The organism is Streptosporangium sp. NPDC050148 (assembly GCF_055586505.1).
The window spans coordinates 14,877-36,505 of sequence record NZ_JBVJIA010000011.1 but is presented as its reverse complement, the minus strand read 5'-3'; the positions used below and the strand labels follow the sequence as shown (position 1 = coordinate 36,505).

12 protein-coding genes are annotated in these 21,629 nt (G+C 74.9%); all 12 read right to left on the bottom strand.

The genetic code is table 11. The annotated features are described in order from the left end of the window. Positions 1 to 61: 61 nt before the first annotated feature. Entirely contained in the window at positions 62 to 1,423 is a 1,362-nt protein-coding gene (locus tag ACZ6RT_RS14565) for an MFS transporter (protein ID WP_470153855.1), read from the bottom strand. Beyond that, positions 1,420 to 6,000, bottom strand: coding sequence for an amino acid adenylation domain-containing protein (locus tag ACZ6RT_RS14560; protein WP_470153854.1), 4,581 nt, complete (start codon positions 5,998 to 6,000; stop codon positions 1,420 to 1,422). The genes ACZ6RT_RS14565 and ACZ6RT_RS14560 overlap by 4 nt, the downstream gene beginning before the upstream one ends. After that, positions 5,997 to 6,776 carry a DUF6875 domain-containing protein gene (locus ACZ6RT_RS14555; protein ID WP_470153853.1) on the bottom strand — a complete coding sequence of 260 codons (780 nt, stop codon included), beginning with the start codon at positions 6,774 to 6,776 and terminating at the stop codon, positions 5,997 to 5,999. Before ACZ6RT_RS14555 ends, ACZ6RT_RS14560 begins: the two co-directional genes overlap by 4 nt. Further along, a complete protein-coding gene (locus tag ACZ6RT_RS14550; protein WP_399189313.1) occupies positions 6,773 to 8,128 on the bottom strand; it encodes an FAD-dependent oxidoreductase in 1,356 nt (451 codons plus the stop codon). The genes ACZ6RT_RS14555 and ACZ6RT_RS14550 overlap by 4 nt, the downstream gene beginning before the upstream one ends. Next, entirely contained in the window at positions 8,125 to 9,783 is a 1,659-nt protein-coding gene (locus ACZ6RT_RS14545; protein WP_470153851.1) for a condensation domain-containing protein, read from the bottom strand. The genes ACZ6RT_RS14550 and ACZ6RT_RS14545 overlap by 4 nt, the downstream gene beginning before the upstream one ends. Further along, entirely contained in the window at positions 9,780 to 10,781 is a 1,002-nt protein-coding gene (locus ACZ6RT_RS14540; protein WP_399189317.1) for a DUF6734 family protein, read from the bottom strand. Before ACZ6RT_RS14540 ends, ACZ6RT_RS14545 begins: the two co-directional genes overlap by 4 nt. A gap of 3 nt (positions 10,782 to 10,784) precedes the next feature. After that, positions 10,785 to 14,003, bottom strand: a complete 3,219-nt coding sequence (locus ACZ6RT_RS14535; protein WP_470153849.1) for a non-ribosomal peptide synthetase — start codon at positions 14,001 to 14,003, stop codon at positions 10,785 to 10,787. A gap of 97 nt (positions 14,004 to 14,100) precedes the next feature. Then, complete coding sequence (locus ACZ6RT_RS14530) at positions 14,101 to 16,752, bottom strand: AMP-binding protein (RefSeq protein WP_470153847.1); 2,652 nt, start codon at positions 16,750 to 16,752, stop codon at positions 14,101 to 14,103. Between the two features lie 190 nt (positions 16,753 to 16,942). Then, positions 16,943 to 18,028: a LacI family DNA-binding transcriptional regulator gene (locus ACZ6RT_RS14525; protein ID WP_470153846.1), complete on the bottom strand. Its 1,086-nt coding sequence runs from the start codon at positions 18,026 to 18,028 to the stop codon at positions 16,943 to 16,945. Further along, a complete protein-coding gene (locus tag ACZ6RT_RS14520; RefSeq protein WP_470153845.1) occupies positions 18,018 to 19,646 on the bottom strand; it encodes a glycoside hydrolase family 13 protein in 1,629 nt (542 codons plus the stop codon). Before ACZ6RT_RS14520 ends, ACZ6RT_RS14525 begins: the two co-directional genes overlap by 11 nt. A 51-nt stretch (positions 19,647 to 19,697) precedes the next feature. Next, positions 19,698 to 20,594, bottom strand: coding sequence for a sugar ABC transporter permease (locus ACZ6RT_RS14515; protein WP_470153843.1), 897 nt, complete (start codon positions 20,592 to 20,594; stop codon positions 19,698 to 19,700). Then, positions 20,591 to 21,493: a carbohydrate ABC transporter permease gene (locus tag ACZ6RT_RS14510; protein ID WP_470153841.1), complete on the bottom strand. Its 903-nt coding sequence runs from the start codon at positions 21,491 to 21,493 to the stop codon at positions 20,591 to 20,593. The genes ACZ6RT_RS14515 and ACZ6RT_RS14510 overlap by 4 nt, the downstream gene beginning before the upstream one ends. Positions 21,494 to 21,629: the final 136 nt, after the last annotated feature.

Sequence of the window (21,629 nt, the reverse complement as noted above, 5' to 3'; positions counted from 1 at the left end):
CTCCGGGTGGGGATCGGGGACGGGGACGGGGACGGGTGGGGGATCGGGAACGGACGCGGGGTCAGGAGGCAGGGTCGGGAGCGGTCCGCGCTCGGACCGCCCCGGACGCCTCGGACGCCTCGGACGCCTCGGGGACCTCAGGGACCTCGGGGACCTCGTGGTCCAGGCGGCGGAGCCGGGGGCGGGCGTAGGTGGTGATCGCCAGGACGACCAGGAGCAGGCCGTCGATCAGGAAGATCAGGGCGGTGCCCCTCCCGGGGCCGGTGCCGATCAGCTCCCCGGCGCTTCCGGCCAGCGCGCCTCCCGGCATGAGCCACGGGCCGGTGAGGTGTTCGGCCGCGGGTGCGGCGCTGAGGTAGGCGACGGGCATCGCGCACTGCCCCAGGGTGCGGGCGGTGGCCAGCACCCGGCCCAGCGCCTCGCTCTCCGTCCTGGTCTGCAGGACGGTCGTCACGCACCCGTTGACCACCGGCAGGACGAACAGGAACGCCGGGGCGGCCACCGCGATGAGCGCCACCGAGGGGGACAGGCCGTGCGCGGCCAGCGCGATCCCCCCGATCCCCATGAACAGGCTCATCCCCGCGATCCTGCGGCGCGGCCCTCCCCAGGCGCCCATGAACAGGCTCCCGGCGAACAGCCCCGCCCCCCCGGCGAAGACGAGCACGCCGAGCGTGGCGGGCCCGGCGAACGACAGGATGAGGGGGCGGACCAGCACCCCCGCCACGGCGAACGCGAGGTTGAACGCGGCCGAGACCACCACCAGCGGGAGCAGCCCGCCCCGGCGCAGGTGACGCAGGCCGAAGAGCAGGTCGGCGCCGAGCGACGGAGCGACGGCCGTCCCGCCGGGGCGGGTGACCGCGCGGGGCAGCCGGGTCGCCAGCACCACGGCCGTCGCGACCGCGAACGACAGCAGGTCCAGCAGGAGCACTCCGCGTACCCCCACCACCTCCAGCAGGGTTCCGGCGGCCACCGGCGCCGCGATCTGCAGCCCCCAGGTGGCCTGCATGAGCCCGTTGGCCCGTCCCAGGTGGCGCTCGGGCACCAGCAGCGGCGTCATGGCCTGGTAGACGGTGAGGTGGAAGGTCCCGCAGACCGCGCCGACCGCGGTGGCGAGGTAGACGTGCCACACGGCCAGGCCCTGCGTCTGTACGACGAGCAGCAGCGCGGCCGTCGACAGCGCCGCCCCGCAGTCGCTGAGCACGAGCACCCGCTTCCTGTCGAAGCGGTCGACGATCACCCCCGAGAAGGGCGTGATGAGAAGGCCCGGGAGGGTGGCGCAGAGCATGGTGAGCGCGAACTGCGTCTCCGAGCCCGACTCCTGGTAGACCCAGACGCTGAGCACGAAGCCGGTGAGGCTGGAGCCGATCACCGACACCAGTTCGGCGGACCAGATACCGGCGAACCTGAGCGCGTCGGCCCTCATCGGATCCCTCCCGGTACGGACGTCCCGGCGGGGCCCGGGGCGGGAACGGGCGGGGGCGTCGCCTCCGCGGGCCCCGAGGACGCCCGGGCGCCCTCCGGTGGGGGGATCGTCCCGGACTCGGCGAGGAACGCGAGGTAGCGGCCGATGAGGGCCGGGCCGGGCGGCGGGCACGCGAACGAGCAGTCGAACCGCAGGCGGCGCGGGCCGGGCGGTTCCGAGCCAGGATCGGTGAGGAACGGCCCCGTCTCGACCGGCTCGCCCGCGGCCGAGCGGCGCTGGACCTCCGCGCGCCAGCGCTCCCAGGGGACCGTCTCCACGTCGTACCCGTGCTCGGCCAGGGCGTCCGCCATCCGCCGGTAGGTGATCCCCGCGGCGTCGGCGTAGTGGAAGTCGCGCCCGGCCGTACCGGGGTCCAGCAGCCTCTCCGCGATCGCGGCGGCGAGGTGGTCGACCGGGACGACGTCCTCGGCCACCGGGACGTCCGGCACCATGCGGAGCCTGACGAAGGTGGCGAGCAGCCGGTTGAGGTAGTCCCCCGGGTCGCCGCGACCGGTACGGCCGTGGCCGCCGACCCTCGCGGGGCGGTGGATCGTCACGGGCAGGCCGTGCTCGCGGGCCCGCCGCACCAGCGCGTCCGCGACCCACCTGGTCCGGTAGTACGGCGAGTCCAGACCCGCCGGGTCGTCGGGGGCCTCGTCCTCGGTGACGGGACGCTCCCGTCCCGTCCAGCCCAGGTACACGCCGAGGGTGGAGACGACGTGCAGCGGGGTCGGCCGCCGGTGCGCGGCCAGCCGGACGACCTCGATCGTCCCTCCGACGTTCACCGGGGCGAGCGTCCGGTACGGCAGGACGAGGTTGACGACCCGCGCGGCGTGGCAGATCAGGTCGTTCCCGACGGCCACGGAGTCGTGGACCTCCGGGGTCAGTCCCAGCCGGGAGGCCGCCAGGTCTCCCGGCAGGCCGGTGATCCTGTCCCGGTAGGCGGGCCGCCAGAGACCGTGCCCGGCCAGGACGTCGTGGACCCGGCGAACGGCCTCGTCCTCGCCGCCCGCCCTGACCAGGCATGTCACCCGGGCGACACCGCGGTCGAGCAGCGCGGCGAGCAGGTTCGCCCCGAGCAGGCCGGTCGCCCCGGTCAGCAGCACCCGTTCCGGTCTCCGCGCCCCGCCGGACGCGGAGCCGGTGACCGGGAGCGTGGCCTCTCCCGGGGCCGCGCCGGAGTGCGGCCGACCCGGTTGCGGGAGACCGGACGCGTCGCGCACCGCGCCGAGGAGGCCGAGCACGTCGGCGGGGAACACCGCCCGCGCCCTCAGGTCGTCGTCGCCCGGGGCGGGTTCCGGGACGGTCACGCGGGCGGCGAACCCGGCCAGGTCGGCCGCCTCGAAGAGATCGGCGAGGGACGGCTCGGTACCGGTCTCACGGCGGATCTCCCCGAGCACCCGGGCGGCCGACATCGAGGAACCGCCGAGGGCGAAGAAGCCGTCGTGGCGTCCCACCCGGGGAACGCCGAGCGTCCGCGCCCACACGGCGGCGATCGCCGTCTCCAGCGGGCCGCGCGGCGGGACGTGACCGGACACGCGCCGGGAGACGTCCGGGAGCCTCGCGGTGTCCACCTTCCCGTGCGGCGTGCGCGGGATCGCGTCGAGCGGGACGAGCAGCGCGGGCACCAGGTGCCGGGGCAGCCGCTCGCGCAGGAAGTCCCGCAGCTCCTCCGGGTCGACGGTGTCCGGCGCCACGTAGCCGACGAGCCGGTCCCCCTCCGGGGCCGCCGTCACGGCGGCGTCGCGCACCGCCGGGTGCGCCACGACCGCGGACTCGATCCCGGCCGGTTCGATCCGGTGGCCGTTGACCTTCAGCTGCCGGTCGGCCCGCCCGAGGAACTCCAGCGTCCCGCCGGGCAGGCGCCTGGCCAGGTCACCGGTCCGGTACACGCGGGCCCGCGCGCCCGGGGCGTGGGGGTCGGGGAGGAAACGGGCCGCGGTCTCCCCGGGCCGGGCGACGTAGCCCCGGGCCAGGCAGTCCCCGCCCAGGTGCAGCTCGCCGGGCGTGCCGGTCGGCGCCAGGCCGCCCCGGCGGTCGACGACGTACGCGCGCACGTGCGGCAGCGGCCGTCCGATGGGCAGGTGTTCCCGCCCGGCCGCCTCGGCGCCGTCGCGGGTGCGGTGCACGGTGGCGCACACGGTCGCCTCGGTCGGGCCGTAGTGGTTGAACAGCTCGACCCGCCCGCCGGTGGCCGCGGCCCAGGCGCGGACCGCCCAGAGCGGCACCCGCTCCCCGCCGACCATCATCGTGGTGACCGGCCAGTCGTCCGGCACCGAGCCGGGGGTCAGTTCGGTGGTCCAGCGGCGCCAGAGCGAGGCCGCGGTGTCGACCGCGGTGACCTCGTGCCGCGCGCAGAAGCGCACCAGCTCCGGGCCGTCGAGCAGGGCCGGGTCGGGGTGCAGCACCAGGGCGGCCCCGGAGCACAGGGCGGGGAAGAGGTCTCCCACCGAGGCGTCGAAGGTCAGCGGCGGCAGCATCAGCACCCGGCCTCCGGGCCTGAACCCGTGCACGGCACTGAACGACCCGGTCAGCCGGGCGAGGGTCCCGTGCGTCACCATCACCCCCTTGGGGAGCCCGGTGGAACCCGACGTGTAGATCACGTACGCGAGGTCCTCCGGTTCCACGGGAGGGACGGCGTCCCCGGTGGCCGCGCCGTCCTCCCCGGCGGCCCGGACGGCCTGGACGTCGGCGTCGGAGTCGGCGTCGGGGTCGGGGTCGGGGTCGCGAAGGGCGTCGCCGGGGTCGGGGGTGGCGCCGGGGGCGCCGGGGACGTCGGCGACGGGGGCGTCGAGGTTCAGGACGGTGCCGGGGTGACCGGCCAGCGCGTCCGCGTACCGGGCGGAGGTGACGGCGACGACCGCCCCGGCCTCCCGGAGGATCCCGGCGAGCCGATCCGGCGGGTCGGCCGGGTTGAGCGGCAGGTAGGCGGCGCCCGCCCGCAGGGCGGCGAGCAGGGCGACGACGGCGTCCGGCCCGCCGGGCAGGACGACGGCCACGACCGAGTCCCGTCGCGCCCCGGCCGCGCGCAGCCGTCCGGCCAGCCGCGCGGAGCGGCGCTCCAGTTCGCCGTAGCCGACCGTCCCGGCCTCCGACACCAGCGCCGGGGCGGCCGGGGTCTCGGCCGCCCGCCGGGCGAAGAGCTCGTGAACCGCGGTGAAGCCCCCGGACGGCGGGCCACCTCCGGGGCCCGCGCCGAGGTCACCCTCGTCGTGCAGCGGGACCTGCCAGACCCGCAGGTCCGGCGTGCTGGTGAAGGCCGTCAGGAAGGCGGTGACGTGACGCAGGAACCGGTCGATCGTGTCCGCGTCGTACAGGTCGGCGGAGTGGTCGGCGTGCAGGTCGATCCGGCCCTCCCCCACGGTCACCACGAGGGTCACGTCGAAGCGGGCGCCCGGAGACGAGGTGCGCAGCGGCCACGGCTCGACCGCCAGGCCCTCCGCCCTCCGCCCGGACCGGCCCGCGGACTCCATCACCAGCAGCGTCTGGAACACCGGGTTCCTGCTCAGGTCGCGGGGCACCCCGGCCAGTTCGACGATCTCCTCGAACGGGATCGCCTGGTGGCCGAGCCCCCGGATGACCGAGCCGCGCACGGCGCGCAGCAGCTCGTCCAGGGTGGGGTCGGCCCGCAGGTCCGTCCGGACCGGGACGAGGTTGACGTAGAAGCCGACCGAGTCCTCCAGGTCGGGCAGGCCCTCGGAGTACCTGTCGACCAGGGCGGTCCCGACGACCACGTCCTCCTCGTCGGAGTACCTGGCGACGGCCGCGGTCATCGCGGCCATCGCCAGGACGAACAGGGTGGTGCGCCTGGCCCTGGCGAGGGCGTACAGCTCGGGCACCAGGGCCTCGGGCAGACTCAGGGAGCGCCGGGCCCCGTCGCGTACGGGCTCGCGCGGCCGGGGCCGGTCCTGCGGCAGGGTGCTGAGGGCCGGGGCGCCGGACAGGTGCTCACGCCAGTGGGCGCGACCGGCCTCGCGGGCGTCCCGGTCCTGCCCGGCGAGCCAGGCGGCGTAGTCGGGGAACTGGGCGAAGACGCCCGGCGGGGGCTCCGCCCCCTCGGTGAGGGCCCGGTAGCAGGCCCACAGGTCGTCCTCCAGGATGCCGATGGAGGGCCCGTCGCACACGATGTGGTGCAGGCACCACACCAGAACGTGCTCCCCGGGGGCGATCCCGATGAGCACGGCCCGGTGCAGCGGGCCGCCGTCGAACGCGAACCCCCGCGCGAGCAGGCCGTCCGCCAGGGCGCGTGCCTCCGGCTCGCCGGGGAGGATCACCACGTTCAGCTCGGGCCCGTCCTCGCGCACCACCTGGGCGGGTCCCTCGACGACGGCCAGGCGCAGCGCCTCGTGGCGGCGTACCACGGCGGTGAACGCCGCCCGCAGCGCGTTCACGTCGAGCGGTCCGGTGACGCGCTGGGAGGTCCAGCACACGTAGGACGTCCCGGCGCCCTGTCCGGCCCGGTCGAGGAACCACAGGCGGGCCTGGGCCGGGGTGAGCGGGACGGGCGCCGAGGGGTCGCGGCGCGCGATGGGCGTCATTCCGCTCCTTCCAGGACGGTCTCCAGTGCGGTGTCGGTCGCGGCGTCGCGGACGGCGCCGGTCACGGTGGCGGTCACGGCCCCGGCCACGGCGCCCGTCACCGCGTCGGTCACGGTGGCCTCCACGCTTCCGGCCTCGGTGACCGTCTCCCGCAGGTGGGCGGGGACCCGGCCGCCGAAGCGGGCCAGGTAGGCGTCGCGGTGGGCCGGGTCCAGGTGCAGGAACGGCAGGTCCGTGGCGACCATGTGGCGGATCGCGAGCAGCGGCACGGGCCCGGACAGCGGGCGCAGCAGCGGGTTCCACAGGCCGGGCTTGTCGGGCGGGCCGTCGTGGAACTCCCCGACCATCAGCCCCTCCTCGACGAAGCGGTCCTTCAGCGCCTCCTGCGCGGCGTCGACGAGCGCCACCCGGCCGGCGAGGCCGGGCAGCAGGATCAGGATCGTGGTGAACACGGCGTCGGGCTCGCCCCGCGGGGCGAGCCCGGTGAACCAGGCCCGGTACGGCTCCACCAGGGCGACGACGTCCTCCACGGTGCGGGGGGCCGTCCCGGGCACCGCGAGGTAGAACCTGCCCCTGCTCAGCGAGCCCTGGGCGTAGGGGCAGACCGGGCCGTTGCGGCCCAGGTCGGGGTGCGGGCGGCACAGGTAGGTCTCGGCCCAGCCGATCACGGCCCGCAGCGTGTCCCGGTGCGCGTGCGCCTCGGGCGGCGGGTACGGGAGGTCGAGGTCGGCGACCTCGATCAGATGGAGCGAGGGGTCGTCGGGGTGCACGATCACGGGGAGGTCCTCCGAGCAGAGGTGAGCTTCACGGCCGCGAGGGCGGCGCCGGTCGCCAGGGCGGCACCCGACCAGCGCAGTACGCGGTCCTGGTGGCGGGCCCGGCGCAGCGCCTCGCCGTACGGCATGTCGGTGTGCGAGACCATCGTGTAGAGCGGCCGCCACAGGGTGGGGAAGATGCGGTTCAGGGCCAGGTCGGCCTGTCTGCGGGCCAGCCGCAGCGGGGAGCGGGTGCCGTCGCGCAGGTCGGCGAAGTTGCGTTCGGACAGGTCGGCCAGGATGTCGGTGTGCGGCCTGCGCAGCCGCTGGTACGCGCCGAACGCCGCCGCCCGGTCGCCGGGGTGGCGGGCCAGGCAGTCGTCGAGCACCAGGCAGTCCTCCAGCGCCGAGTTCATGCCCTGGCCGTAGAAGGGGTAGACCGCGTGGGCGGCGTCGCCCACCAGGACCACCCGGCCGGCGTGCCGCCAGCGCGAGGTGCGGATGGTGACCAGGTTGCCGACCGGGGCGGCGGCGTACTGGGCCGCCAGGTCGGGCACGAGGTCCGCGAATCCGGGGAAGACCCGGCCGAGGAAGCGGACGGCGTCGCGTTCACCGGTGAGGCCGTCGAAGCCCGGCGCGCCGGGGACGCCGGTGTGCGGCAGGAAGAGCGTGGCGGTGAGCGAGGCGTCCACGTTGGGGTGGGCGACGATCAGGGCGCCGTCCCCCGGCCAGACGTGCAGCGCCTCCAGCGGGACGCGGGGGCCGCCACCGGGGGCGGCGGGGATCGTCAGCTCCTTGTATCCCCATTCCAGGAAGTCCTGGCGGTAGCCGGTGGGGAGCCCCCGCTGCATGGCGGCGCGTACCGCGGAGAACGCGCCGTCCGCGCCCACCACGAAGTCGGCGCGGGCACCGCGCGCCTCCCCGGTGACCGCGTCGGTCAGCGTCAGGCCCGCGTTCTCGCGGTCGACCCCGGCGCAGCGGACGCCGAAGACGTGCCTGACGCCCTCGTGCGCCGCGGCGCGCTCGACCAGGAGGGTGGTCAGCTCGTCCCGGTCGACCGAGTAGAGGATCTGCGCCGGGTCGGTGCCGTACGCCTGGAAGACGGCCTGCCCGTCCGGGCGGTGGACGACGCGCCCCCGCATCGGGACCAGCCGGTCGCGCAGCGTCTCCCACAGGCCGACGTGCCGCAGGGCGCGGATGCCGCGGGCCGACAGGCCCAGGTTGATCGAGCGCCCCTCGCCGTCGCCCTTGCCGTCACGCGGGTCGGGGCGCAGGTCGTAGACGTCGACCCGGTGGCCGCGGCGGGCGAGGAGGATGGCGAGCAGCGACCCCGCGGGTCCCGCCCCGACGATCGCGGCCCGTCCGGCCGTCATGAGGTCTCCTCCCCCGGTGCCGTGCCGGAGTCCTCGGCCTCGGCGGAACGCTCCACCGTGCCAGGGCTCTCGGCCGTGCCGGAACGCGGTGACGTGTCCAGCCCCGGCAGCGGCTCGTCCGGGTCCTCGACCGCGAGGCGGGCGTAGCGCTGGAAAGCCTCGGCGAGCTCGGCGGCCGTGGCGGGGTCGTAGCCGTAGTGGTTGTAGACCACGGCCGCGAGCATGGAGCCGTCCCGCTGCTCCTCGACGATCAGCTCGGGGGCGCTGAGGTCGAGCTCGCCCGGGTTCGCGGCCCATTCGAGCCTTTCCTGCTCGCGCGGGAAGGGGAACGCCTCCGACAGCAGGCCGGGGAAGTGCGGGGCGCCGAAGCTCTCGTAGTGGATCCGCGAGGGGAACGGCACCCGCGTCCGGGTCTCCAGGTAGGAGTGGAACTGGTGCGCGACCGCCCCGACCGAGACCTCCCTGACCCGCTCGACCAGCTCGGTGTAGGCGGGCTCGCCCGAGGCGTCGAGGCGCAGGACGAGCGACTGCACCAGGCAGCCGATCAGCGCCTCGTGCTCGGGGGCGGTACGGCCGGGCACGGGGGACATCACCACCAGGTCCGTCAGCCCGGTCCACTGCCGCAGCAGCCAGGTCCAGCAGGCGGCCACCGCCATGAACGTGGTCGCGCCGCGGCTCTGGGCGGTCTCGCGCAGCCGCCGGGCGAGGTCGGCGTCGATCTCGAAGGCGTGCCTGCGCCGGGAGAACAGGGTGGTGTCCCGCCGTCCGGGAAAGGGCGTCAGGTCGCGCGGCGCGCCGTCCAGCACCCGGTCCCAGTACGGCCGGTTGGCCGGCCACCGCGCGCGGGCGGACTCGCAGTAGGCGGCGTAGGTCATCGGCAGCGGACGCAGCCGGACGGGGTGTCCGGTGCGCAGCGCCGAGTAGGCGATGCCCAGCTCGCGAAGGAGGACGCCGAGTGAGAAGCCGTCGAAGGCGAAGTGGTGCACGGCCAGGGCCAGCACGTGGTCGTCCTCGTCCAGGCGTACCACCAGGGCCCGCACCAGCGGGCCGCGCAGCGCGCTGTCGAGACGCATCCGCTCGTGCCACACGATGCGTTCGGCGTCGCGCTCGCGTTCCTCGGGCGTGTCGCCACGGGCCTCGGCCTCGTCGACCTCGGGGGGCAGCTCGTCCGCGATCAGGACCTGCCCGGAGGCGGTGACGACGGTGCGCAGCGGGTCGTGCCGGGCGATCACCGTCTCCAGCGCCCGGGTCAGGAGGGGGACGTCGAGGGCGTCCCGGATGCGGACGGCGGTGGCGCAGGAGCCGATGTCGCGGACGGGGTCGCCGGAGAACATCCACTCCAGGAACTCCTCCTGCTGCGTGCTGAGCGCCGCTCCCCCGCCCTCCTCCCCGCCCGCCGCGGCGGCGGGCGGCGGGGCGGCCGGGCGGCGGGCGCCGTCGATCCACCGGGCCTGGCCCGCCAGCTCGGGCCGGTCGAAGGCCAGCGCCGGGGTGGCGGGCACGCCCAGCCGTTCACCGATCAGGGTGGCGAGCTGGGCCGCTCTGAAGGAGTCCCCGCCCAGTTCGAAGAAGTTGTCGCCGGGAGCGACCGCGGGGACGCGGAGCACCTGGCGCCACAGGGCGCCCAGCTCCGTCTCGGTGCTCTGCGCGGTCACGCGGTCTTCCAATCCAGGACGCTGGGGCCGTGCGCGGCGAGGTCGCGGCGTACGGCGTGGACGAGGTCGGCGCACCCGGCGAGGGCGGGCACCGACGGCAGCAGGTCGGCGGCGCCGGGATGGTTCCAGAGCAGGTCCTCCAGCAGGTAACGCCAGTAGGCCGGGCGCAGCTCGGGGAACTGGCGCAGCAGGCGCTTCTGGTTCCAGGTGTGGTGGAAGCGCCCGGCGTGGGAGGGCCCGTCCCACTCCTCGGTCTCCACGACCCAGAAGCGGTCGGTGAGCGGGCGCAGGTCCACGCCGAGAGAGCGGGCGACCGCGGGGGCCAGGCGCTGCTCGGCGAAGGTCTGGCGGACGATCGGCTCGGTGGCCGACGGCCCGGCGTTCCCCGTCATGAAGGCCATGGCCGCCTCCGCGTACTCGGCGCGGTGCCGGTCGTCGAGGAAGACGGACAGGGCCATGTTGGCCGCGGGGGTGTCGAAGAGCCAGCGTGACAGCTCCAGGCCGGCGGGCCGGGGGACCTCCTCGGGCGGCGGGTAGACGGCGTTGTCCACCGACTCCCAGTGCGCGAACACGAACCCGCCCCGTCCCAGGTGGCCGACGGGGGCGCGCAGGTAGAGGTCGGTGTCGACGACGGCGAACGGGGCGGCGTACAGGAGGGCCGTGTAGATCTTGCCCGCCGCGAAGTACAGCAGCGGGTCCACGTCCAGGGCGTCCAGGTCGTCGAGGCGGGTGTCGACGCGGTCGTAGAGCACGTCCAGGCCCTGCGCCGCGGTGTAGGAGGCGCCCAGCTCGTCGGTCACCAGCGCGACACCGCCGTGGAAGGCCCGCCAGGCGTACGCGCTGTGCACGCAGGTGAGGATCTCCTCGATCGGCATCGTGTACGGGCCGTTCTCCAGGGCCCGGTCACGGTGGCGGCGCAGGCCCGCCCGGTAGGGGCCGGTCCAGTTGACGTGCAGCCCGGGCACGGCCGGGGGCGGTGGGGGTGATGGGAGGGTCACGGGTCAGCGCTCCCCGGTGAGACGTTCGACGGCGGAGGCGATCGCGGCGATCGTGGGCTCGTCGTAGTAGACGTGCAGCGGCAGGTCGGCGCCCAGGCGCAGCCGGACCCTGGAGGCGATCTGGGTGATCGTCAGGGAGTGGCCGCCCAGTTCGAACAGGTCCTCGTCGAGACCGACGGCCTCGACGCCGAGCACCTCCCGCCAGATGTCGTGCAGCTCCGCGGCCACCCCGGTCAGGACGGCGGGCACGGCCGTGCCGGGCGCGGTGGCGCGGGCCCCGGGCGCGGGCAGGGCGGCCCGGTCGAGCTTGCCGCTGGCGGTCATCGGCAGCGCGGGCAACGCGACGACGTCGGCGGGGATCATGTACGGGGGCAGGGTGGTGGCGCAGTGCTCGCGCAGGTCTGCGGGTACCGTCGCGCACTCCAGGTAGGCGACCAGGCGCCGCTCCCCCTTGTCGTCCTCCCTGGCCACCACGGCGGCACGGGCCACGGCGGGGTGCTCCAGCAGCCGGGACTCGATCTCCCCGGGTTCGATGCGGTGGCCGCGGAGCTTGATCTGGTCGTCCAGGCGGCCGATGAACTCGATCAGCCCGTCGGAACGCCTGCGGACGCGGTCGCCCGTCCGGTAGAGGCGGCCGGGCCCGAACGGGTCGGCGGGGAAGCGGTCCCCGGTCAGCTCGGGCAGGCCGAGGTAGCCGTCGGCGACGCCGTCACCGGCGATGCAGAGCTCTCCGGGCACGCCCTCCGGAAGCAGCCGCAGCCGCTCGTCCAGCACGTGGACCCGGGTGTTGGCCAGCGGCGCGCCGATGGGCACGGTGGTGACGGGCTCGGTGACGAAGGCGCCGGTGGACCAGATCGTCGTCTCGGTGGGCCCGTAGACGTTGAACAGCCTGCCGGTCGCGCCGAGGATCTCCCGGGCCAGCGGGGCGGGCAGGGTCTCGCCTCCGGCCAGGGCGGTCGCGCCGGGCAGGTCGAGCCCGGCGTCCAGCAGCATCCGCCAGCCCGACGGGGTCGCCTGCACGTGGGTGACCCCGCTTCCCGCGGCCAGCCGTACGAGCTCGCGCCCGTCGGCGAGCGCCCCGTCGGGGGCGAGCACGACCCGCCCCCCGGTGACCAGCGGCAGGTAGAGCTCCAGTGCCGAGATGTCGAACGAGAGCGAGGTGAGCGCGAGCCAGCGGTCGCCGGGGGCCGAGCCGAGCAGGTCGCGCATGGCCAGCAGCAGGTTGGCCAGTGCCCGGTGCGGGATCCGCACCCCCTTGGGCCGTCCGGTGGAGCCCGAGGTGTGCAGCACGTACGCCGGGTCACCCGGCTCGGGCCACGGCGGCGGAGCCTCGGCCTCGGCGGGGACGGGAGCGGGGACGGAGGCGGGATCCGCGGTCGCCCCGGCGGGGACGGCGGGCCGGGAACCCGGCCCGGTGGAATCGGCCGGGTCCGCGGAATCGGTCAGGTCGGTCAGGTCGGTCAGGTCGGTCAGGTCGGTCAGATCGAGGGTGCGGACGCCGGCCCCGGCGAGGTCGTCCCGGCGTTCCGGGCCGGTCAGGAGCAGCCCGGCGCCGGAGTCCTCCAGGATCAGGCGCAGGCGCTCGATCGGGTGATCCGGGTCGAGGGGCAGGTAGGCGCCCCCGGCCCGGGAGACGGCGAGCAGGGTCACCAGGGTGGGCAGGGAGCGTCCCGCGCAGACCGCGACGAGCGTGCCCCGCCGCACCCCCAGCGCCCGCAGCCGCGACGCGAGCCCGTCCACGGCCCCGGCCAGCTCGGCGTAACTCATCGTCCGCGCGCCGCAGACCGCCGCGACCGCCTCGGGGGTACGGGCGGCCTGCTCGGTGAGGAGCTCGGGCAGGGTCGCGGACGGGTAGGCGACGGCGGTGTCGTTCCACTCCGACAGCAGGCGCCGGGTCTCCTCCTCGCCGAGCAGCGGCAGCTCGGCGATCGGCAGGTCCGGGTCGGCGGCCACCGCGGCGAGCAGGGTGCGCCAGTGCTCCGCGACGCGCTCGGCGTCGTCGCCCTTCATCAGGCGCGGGTTGTACTGCAGGACGACGCCGAACCGGTCGGGCCCGTCCACGATGTGCGCGCGCATGGCGCCGCGGACGGTGTGGTTGAACAGCACCCATTCCACGTGGGCGCCGACGCCGTGGAACCCGGGCGCGGCCTCACGCCTGCGGTAGCCGAGGGAGATCGGCGCGAGCGAGACGCCCGGCCGTACGCCGCTGACGGCGCGCGACAGCGGCACCTCCCGGACCCGGAAGAGGCCGCGCAGGTCGGAGCGGAGGCCGTAGGCGAAACGCTGGTCGCCCACGAAGCGCCGGAAGCCCCACTCCGGCCGGAGCCGGGCGGTGACGGGCAGCTCGTTGACGAAGGCGCCGATCTGGTCGCGGGTCTCCGGCGAGCGGGTGCCCAGGTCGACGGCGACCGTCGGCTCGGCGTTGCCGTACCGGTACAGGAGGGCGTGCAGCGAGGCGAGGACGATCTCGAACCTGCTCGCCCCGATCTCCTCCGACAGCCGGGCCAGTGCCTCGCGCGCCGGAGCGGGCAGGTCGAACCGCACCGCCGCCCCCCGGTCCACCGCGGGCACCTCCCCGGTCAGGCCGGGCAGGACGACCTCGGCCGCCTCCCGTCGGCGCGGTCCCCAGAACTCGCGGGCGAAGGACAGGCTCGCCGCGACCCTGGCCTCGGCGCGGGCGGCGAGCTCGCGGGGATCGTCACCGTAGGGTTCCGGCAGGCCGGCTGGGGCGCCGGTGACCTCGGCCCGGTAGAGCGCGGCCAGGTCCCGCAGGAACACCGACGTCGACTCGCCGTCGAAGACGAGGTGGTGGACCACGACCAGCAGCGTCGCCCTGCGCGGGCCCTCCACGTACAGGGTGCCGCGCAGCAACGGCCCGCGCGTCAGGTCGAAGGGGCGCAGGATCTCCTCGGTGACCGGTCCGCCGAGCCGGCCGGCGCCGGTCTCGACGACGCGCAGCCCGGGCGGTTCCGCTGCGGGCGTCAGGTACGGCACGCCCTGGCGTTCGGAGACCACGCGGGTCAGCGACGGGTGCCGCGCGACGAGCGCCCGCCAGGCCGCGGCCAGCGCCGTGACGTCGAGGGGGCCGTCGAAGGTGACGGAGAACGGCATCGTGTAGACGGTCTCGGTGCCGCCCAGCCGTTCGTTGAACCAGATGCCCTGCTGGGCGAGTGAGGCGGGGACGGGGACGGAGCCGATCAGGGAATCGGTCTCGGACGTCATGATCACTTCCGATCGGAGACGGGATCCGGGAGGGAGAGGCCGGGTGGTGCTGAGACGGACGGGTCGCACATCGGAGAGGGGGCCCGGGAGAAGGTGCTCAGGAGACGGACGGGTCGCACAGGCGCCGGAACTCCCGGGCGAGGCGCTCGGCGTCCGGGCCCGAGCAGACGCCGGACACGGACCCGTCCTGCTGCTCGGTGAGGGTGAGGGACGGCCCGCCGTCGGCGGGCGGCACGGCGGGAAGCGCCCACGGCTCGGACCTCAGGCCCGGCAGGTACGGTCCCGGCGCGAGCCCCTCGAAGAGGAAACGGGCGTCGTACGACCGGGGCGGGCCGGGGGGTTCACCGGTCTCGCGCGTACCGGACGTATCGGATGGGCGGATCGGGACGTCCAGCGCGAGCGGCCCGACGAGGAGGGCGTGGGCGGGGTCGTCCCGCCCGGGTTCGCGGACGAGCACCACGGGATCGGGCACTTTCCGCACCCGGGACACCGCGGCCGCCCAGCGGGCGAGCGCCGTCGCGTCGGCCGTGGTCCGCCCGGCGCGCGCCGCCTGCCGCATCCTGCCGGCCGTCTCCGGTTCCAGCAGGAACGCGTGCACCTCACCTGCACCCTCCGGACGGCCAGGCCCGTCCGGCCCTGCCGGATCGAACGGGCCGGACGGGCCGTCCCGGCCGGTGGGTCGCGAGCGGCGCCCGGCCGCCCAGTCGGCGTAGGAGGCACGGGGAGCGCGGGAGCCGTCGGAGGGCGCAGCGGGCGGCCCGCCGGAGAGCGCGGCGGCATAGGCGGTCCCGAGCTCGTACAGGACGGTCTCCAGTGACCAGGCGTCGCAGACCAGCTCCGAGGCGCAGAGCACCAGCAGGCGGCCGTCCGGGGACGGGCCGGTGAGGATCGTCCGCCAGAGCGGCCCGCGCTCCACGTCGAAGGGCCTGGCCGACTCCTCCTCCACCCGCTCCGGGACGTCGTCGCCGCGGACCGCGTCCGCGGCGGGGAACACGACCAGCTCGGGGTCGGCGCCGGGGACGACCTCGGCGGTACGGACCCCGTCGTGGCAGGGGAACGCCAGCCGCAGCGCGTCGTGGGCGGCGGCGACCTCCCGCAGGGCCCGTCTGAGCACGCCCGGGTCCACCTCCTCGCTCACCCGTACGGCCACCCGGACCGTCTCGCCCGAGGCGAGCGGGCCGGACAGGCACCGCTCCTGCTCTGGGGTCAGGGGGACGGCGCGGCCCCGGGCGGCGAAGAGGGCGCGCACCCCGGACTTGACGATCTTGCCGATGTCGTTGCGCGGGAAGGAGTCCACCAGCAGGATCCGGGTGGGCAGCTCGTGCCGGGCCAGCCGTCCGGACAGGAAGTCGCGCAGCTCGTCCACGGCCACGGGGTACGCCGGGCGCACCGCGGCGGCGGGCATCGAGCCCATCACCGGGTGGGGCACCCCGACGACCGCGGCCTCGGCCACGGCGGGGTGCTCGTGCAGGGCGGCCTCGATCTGGACGGTGGACACCTTCAGGGCGCCGGACTTGATGACGTCGCTCTCCCGGTCGGACAGGTGCAGGTAGCCGTCGTCGTCGAGGTGGCCGACGTCGCCCATCCGGACCCAGCCGTCGCGGAAGACCAGCGCGCTGCCCTCGGGGTCGCCCACGTAGGTGCGCGCCGGGGCCGGGGAGCGGAGCCAGACCTCGCCGGTCTCCCCCGGCGGCAGGATCCGCCCGTCCTCGCCGAGGATCCGCAGGTCACCGGGGTCGGTGGGACGGCCGAGCGAGGTGGGCCTGGCCGGATCGACGATCATGGTCGTCTGCGCGGGCACCGCCTCGGTGGAGGTGTAGTGGTTGACCAGCGTCGCACCGGGAAACGCCGCGGCCAGGTCCTGGGCGACGGCCGGGGGCAGCGCCGCGGCCGAGGAGCCCAGCAGCAGCACGCTGGACAGGTCGTGCCTGCGGTGCGCGCCGGAGCCGAGCAGCTCGATCGCCATGGACGGCACCAGGAAGACCGTGCCCACCCGGTGCGCCTCGATGAGCCTGCAGAACTCCTCGGGCTCGAACACGTCGAGGGTGAGCGCCGCCGGGTGCGCGGTCAGGGCGTCCATCAGCATCATCTGCGCGGCGTTCGTCCCGATGGGGAAGGCGTGCAGGAAGCGCTCGGAGTGGGTGTAGGCCCGGCGCCGCGGGCGGAGCGGGCGGCCGTGGGTCAGGTTGGCGTGGGTGGCGCCGACGCCCTTGGGGGTTCCGGTGGTGCCGGAGGTGTAGACGATCTGGGCGAGGTCTCCCGGGCCGGCCGGGACGTCGACCGGCGAACCGTCGCCGGTGTCGGGCACCGTCGACCACCAGCGCCCGGTGCCCGGCTCGCGCGACGAGTCTCGCGGGCCGTGGAGCACGCCCGTGGCGCCGCAGTGGTCCAGGGTGTCGAGGATCTCGCGGTCGCTGAGCCGGGCCGAGAGCGGCACCGCCACGCCGCCCGCCTTGAGCACCGCGCAGAAGGCGACGGCGAACGCCGCCCAGTCCCGTCCGCCGAACAGCAGGCCGACGCGGTCGCGGGGCCGCAGTCCCCGGGCGATCAGGCCGCGGGCGGCGGCGTTGGACCACCGTTCCCAGCGGCCGAAGGTCAGGTCCTCCGATCCGAGAGGGTCGGCACCGGCGAGGGCGGGCCGGTCGGGGTCGGTCTGCGCCCGCGCGGCGAGCAGCAGGGGAACGGTGGGCGAGGCAGTGAACGAGACGGTGGACGAGGCGGTGGCCGGGACGGGATCGTGCACACTCATGCGGGCCTCCTGGGCGGGCACGCGAGGTAGGCGGATCGAGCGAGGGGGGCGGGCCCGGACCGGTGACGACCCGGGGACGCGCGTGCCGAACAGGAGAGGCGGCGGGGTGCCGGTCTCCGTGGCGTGACGGGTGCGTGGAACGTGAGAGGGAGGGGGGCGGGGCCCCGCCGGGAGGCCGGCGGGCGGGAGGTCAGCGCAGGATCTTGGGGCCGGAGCCCGTGGAGCCGCGCACGATGAGTTCGGGCTGGAAGATGAGTTCGGAGTGCTGCTGCCCGGGGGTCCCGGTGACGGCCTCCAGCAGGGTGTGCACGGCCGCGGTCACCATCGACTGCACGGGCTGGCGCACGGTGGTCAGCGGAGGGTCGGTGAACGCGATCAGCGGCGAGTCGTCGAACCCCACCACCGAGACGTCACCGGGGACCGTCAGGCCCCGGTCCCGGCAGGCGCGGATCGCGCCCAGCGCCATCAGGTCGGACGCGCACACGATGCCGGTGCACCCCCGGGCCAGCAGCTGGGCGGCCGCGGCCTGGCCGCCCTCCACCGAGAACAGCGAGTGCGAGATCAGCCCGTCCACCTCGGTCACCCCGAGCAGCCGGGACATCGCCCGCCGATAGCCCTCGATCTTCCTGATCACCGGGACGAACCGGCCGGGACCGACGGCCAGGCCGATCCGCTCGTGGCCGAGGTCGACCAGGTGCTGCACGGACAGCCGGGCCGCGGCCCGGTCGTCCGGGGAGATGAACGGGGCCGGGACGTCGGCCGCGTGGCCGTTGAGCAGGACGATGGGCACGCCCTGCCCGATGAGCTGGGTGTAGCGGTCCGCGCGCGCGGTGACGTCCGCGTGCAGGCCGGAGACGAAGATGATGCCGCTGACCCCCCGCTCCACCAGCAGCTCGGTGAACTCGTCCTCGACCGCGCCGCCGGGGAGCTGGGTGCACAGCACCGGGGTGTAGCCGTGCTGGGTCAGGGTCTTCTCGAAGGCCTGGGCGAACGCCGGGAAGATGGGGTTGTCCAGCTCCGGGGTGACCAGGCCGATCAGCCCGTTGCTGCGCTGGCGCAGCCGCTGCGGGCGCTCGTACCCCATGACGTCCAGGGCCGCCAGCACCGAGCGCCGGGTGAGGGCGGAGACGCCCGGTTTGCCGTTGAGCACCCGGCTGACCGTGGCCTCGCTCACCCCGGCCTGGGCGGCGATGTCGGTCAGCCGGGCGGTGCCGTTGACGCCGGTGCCGCCGGTGCCGCCGGTGCCGCTGCCGAGCGGGCCCGCGCTATGCGCCATCGGTTCCCCACCAGACGGCGGAGTCGGGGGCGAGCCGTGCCAGGCCGTCCTCGACCGTCGTCCCGGCGCTGGCCAGCAGGATCCGCCCGGGGGCGGGCAGCGTGACCGGCTCGCCGGTGAGGTTGACCGTGCAGGCGAACCCGTCGCCCCGGCGGAAGGCCAGCGTTCCCTCCGGGGAGTCGAGCCAGGTCAGCGGGGTGTCGTCGAAGCTGCGGCGCTCGCGCCTGATCCTCAGCGCCTCGCGGTAGAGGTTCAGCGTGGAGAGCGGGTCCCGCAGCTGGGACTCGACGCTGAGGGGTCCCCAGGCGTCCGGGATGGGCAGCCAGGGGGCGCCGGTGCCCGGCAGCAGGCTGAAGCCGAAGTGCGGCTCGCCGTCGGCCCACGGGAGCGGCACCCGGCAGCCGTCGCGGCCGTCCTCGGGGTTGCGGTGGCGCTGCGGGTCGTGCAGGAACTCCTCGGGCAGGTCGAGCACCTCGGGAAGGCCGAGCTCCTCGCCCTGGTAGACGTAGGCCGAGCCGGGCAGGGAGAGCGTCAGCAGGGCGGCCGCCCGGGAACGGCGCAGGCCGAGCTCGCCGCCGCCGTAGCGGGTCAGGTGACGCTTGACGTCGTGGTTGGACAGCACCCAGGTGCTGGGCGCGCCGACCAGGTCGGCGGTGGCCAGCGACTCCTGGACGACCGCGCGGAACGCGTCGGCGTCCCAGGGGGTCTTGAGGAAGTGGAAGTTGAACGCCTGGTGCATCTCGTCGGGGCGGACGTAGTTGGCCAGCCGCTGCGGGGACGGCGCCCACGCCTCGGCGACGCCGATCCGCTCGCCCGGGTAGGAGTCGAGCAGCCTGCGCCAGGCGCGGTGGATGTCGTGCACGCCGTCCTGGTCGAAGAACGGCACCACGTCGGCGCCGATCATCTTCACCTGGTCGGGGTGGCCGACGTCGGGCAGGCCCTCGGCCTTGACCATGCCGTGGGCGACGTCGATGCGGAAGCCGTCCACGCCCAGGTCGAGCCAGAAGCGCAGGATCGACTCGAACTCCGCGTGGACCTCGGGGTTCTCCCAGTTCAGGTCGGGCTGCTGGGGGGCGAACAGGTGCAGGTACCACTCGCCGTCCGGCAGCCGGGTCCACGCCGGGCCGCCGAAGATCGACTCCCAGTCGTTGGGCGGCAGCTCACCGGCCGCGCCCCGGCCCGGGCGGAAGATGTAGCGCTCCCGCGCCGCCTCGCCGGGGCGTGCCGCCAGGGCCTCCAGGAACCAGGCGTGCCGGTCGGAGGTGTGGTTGGGCACCACGTCCACGATCACGCGCAGGCCGTGGCGGTGCGCGTCGTCGATCAGGGCCCGCGCGTCGGCCAGCGACCCGAAGATCGGGTCCACGTCCCGGTAGTCGGCCACGTCGTAGCCGAAGTCGGCCATCGGCGAGGTGAAGAACGGGGTGAGCCAGACCGCGTCGACCCCCAGGTCGGCCAGGTACGGCAGCCTGCCGCGCGCGCCGAGCAGGTCCCCCACGCCGTCGCCGTTGCCGTCGGCGAAGCTGCGTACGTAGACCTGGTAGATCACCGCGTCGCGCCACCACCGGGTGGCGGTGCCGGTGCCCGATGGTGACGGGTCCGCGTGAACGAGCTCGGTCATGGTTGAGTCCCCCGATCAAATGACATGTCAGGACGTGATAGCACGGGAGTGTTACGCCTTCGTGGCGCCGCTGGTGAGCCCGGCGACCAGGTGCCGCTGGACCAGCAGGAAGACGACCGCCGCGGGCACCGCGATCAGCACCGCCGAGGCGGTGAGCAGTCCCCAGTCCGACCAGTGCTGGCCGACGAACTGCTGCAGGCCGATGCCGAGCGTGCGCTTCTCCTCCTGGGACATGAAGACGGTCGCGTAGGCGACCTCACCCCAGGCGGTCATGAAGGAGTAGAACGCGGTGACCGCCAGGCTGGGCCTGGCCAGCGGCAGGATGACCCGCCAGAAGGTGCCGAACGGGGTCAGGCCGTCGACCATCCCCGCCTGGTCGATCTCGCGCGGGATGGAGTCGAAGTAGCTCTTCATCATCCACGCGCAGAACGGGACCGCCACGGTCATGTAGGCGATGACCAGGCCGGGGATCTGGTTGAGCAGTCTCAGGCCGGCCATCAGGTTGTAGAGCGGGACGATGAGGATCGCCACCGGGAACATCTGGGTGACGAGCAGCATCCACATGACCCCGCGGTAGCCGGGGAAGCGGAAGCGGCTGATCGCGTACCCGGTGGTGGAGGCCAGGAAGACGCCGATGACGGTGGTCAGGGCGGCGACGATCACCGAGTTGAGCAGCCAGGTCGGGAACTGCGTCTCGGTCAGCACCCGGGTGTAGTTGTCCAGCGAGGGCTGGTTGAAGATCTCCAGCTCGCTGGAGAGCCAGCCGTTGCGCGGCTTGAGCGAGGTCAGGACCAGCCACACGATCGGGAAGAGCGAGACGGCGACCGCGGCGAGCAGGGTCGCGTGCAGCAGGACGGAACCGCCCAGGCCGCGATCTCCCCGTCCCCGGGCGCGCCGGGCCGGGCCGGCGGTGCGTGCGGTGTCGCCGGCGGTGCTCACGGTGCTCACCAGACCTCCCCTTGCTTGCGCAGCGAGCGCCGGTAGACCACGGCCAGCACGACGAGGAGCAGGAGGATGATCACTCCCCAGGCCGCGGAGTTGGAGTAGTTGCGGACGCCGGTGAAGGCCTCACGGAAGGCGTAGGTGACCAGGATCTCGGTGGAGCTGCCGGGCCCGCCCCCGCTGATCAGGTAGATCACCGGGAACATGTTGAACGTCCAGATCGTGCCCAGCAGGACCACGGTGCTCGACACCGTGCTCAGGCCGGGCAGGGTGATGAAGCGGAAGCGCTGCCACGGCGTGGCGCCGTCCACCTCGGCGGCCTCGTAGAGCTCACCGGGGATCGACTGGAGCCCGCCCAGCATGGCGACCATCATGAACGGCACGCCCATCCACACGTTGACCGCGATGACCGCGATCTTCGCCGTGGTCGGGTCGTCGAGCCAGCCGACCGCGCCCAGGCCGGCGGCCCTGAGCATCGCGTTGATCACGCCGAAGTCGCTGTTGTACAGGTAGCGCCAGATGAACGCGGAGACGAACCCGGGGATGGCCCACGGCAGGATGAGCAGCAGCCGGTAGGCCGAGCGGAACCGCAGGCGCCGGTTGAGCAGCAGGGCCAGTCCCAGGCCCAGGCCGTAGTGCAGCGCCACGCAGGCGACGGTCCAGATGACCGTCCAGGTCAGCTTGTCCCAGAACAGGGAGCTGGTCAGGATCCCGACGTAGTTCTCGAGGCCCACGAACTCGTAGGTGGAGGGGATGACGTTGACGCCGATCGTGCGGCCGATGTTGGCCTCGGTGGCGTCGGTCAGCGACAGGTACACGCCACGGGCCAGCGGCCAGCCGATCAGCAGACCGGTGACCAGGATCACCGGGGCGACCATGGCCAGGGCGTACCAGTGCCTGCCCATCGCCCGCCGGAACGGGCCGCCACCACCGCCGGACCGGCGGCCCCGGGGGGGGGGGGGGGGGGGGGGGGGGGGGGGGGGGGGGGGGGGGGGGGGGGGGGGGGGGGGGGGGGGGGGGGGGGGGGGGGGGGGGGGGGGT

Bases quoted from the DNA above. Each gene is read 5' to 3' on its own strand.
- ACZ6RT_RS14565 (WP_470153855.1), bottom strand. From the start codon at position 1,423: ATGAGGGCCGACGCGCTCAGGTTCGCCGGTATCTGGTCCGCCGAACTG.
- ACZ6RT_RS14560 (WP_470153854.1), bottom strand. From the start codon at position 6,000: ATGACGCCCATCGCGCGCCGCGACCCCTCGGCGCCCGTCCCGCTCACC.
- ACZ6RT_RS14550 (WP_399189313.1), bottom strand. From the start codon at position 8,128: ATGACGGCCGGACGGGCCGCGATCGTCGGGGCGGGACCCGCGGGGTCG.
- ACZ6RT_RS14535 (WP_470153849.1), bottom strand. From the start codon at position 14,003: ATGACGTCCGAGACCGATTCCCTGATCGGCTCCGTCCCCGTCCCCGCC.
- ACZ6RT_RS14530 (WP_470153847.1), bottom strand. From the start codon at position 16,752: ATGAGTGTGCACGATCCCGTCCCGGCCACCGCCTCGTCCACCGTCTCG.
- ACZ6RT_RS14525 (WP_470153846.1), bottom strand. From the start codon at position 18,028: ATGGCGCATAGCGCGGGCCCGCTCGGCAGCGGCACCGGCGGCACCGGC.
- ACZ6RT_RS14520 (WP_470153845.1), bottom strand. From the start codon at position 19,646: ATGACCGAGCTCGTTCACGCGGACCCGTCACCATCGGGCACCGGCACC.
- ACZ6RT_RS14510 (WP_470153841.1), bottom strand. From the start codon at position 21,493: ATGGGCAGGCACTGGTACGCCCTGGCCATGGTCGCCCCGGTGATCCTG.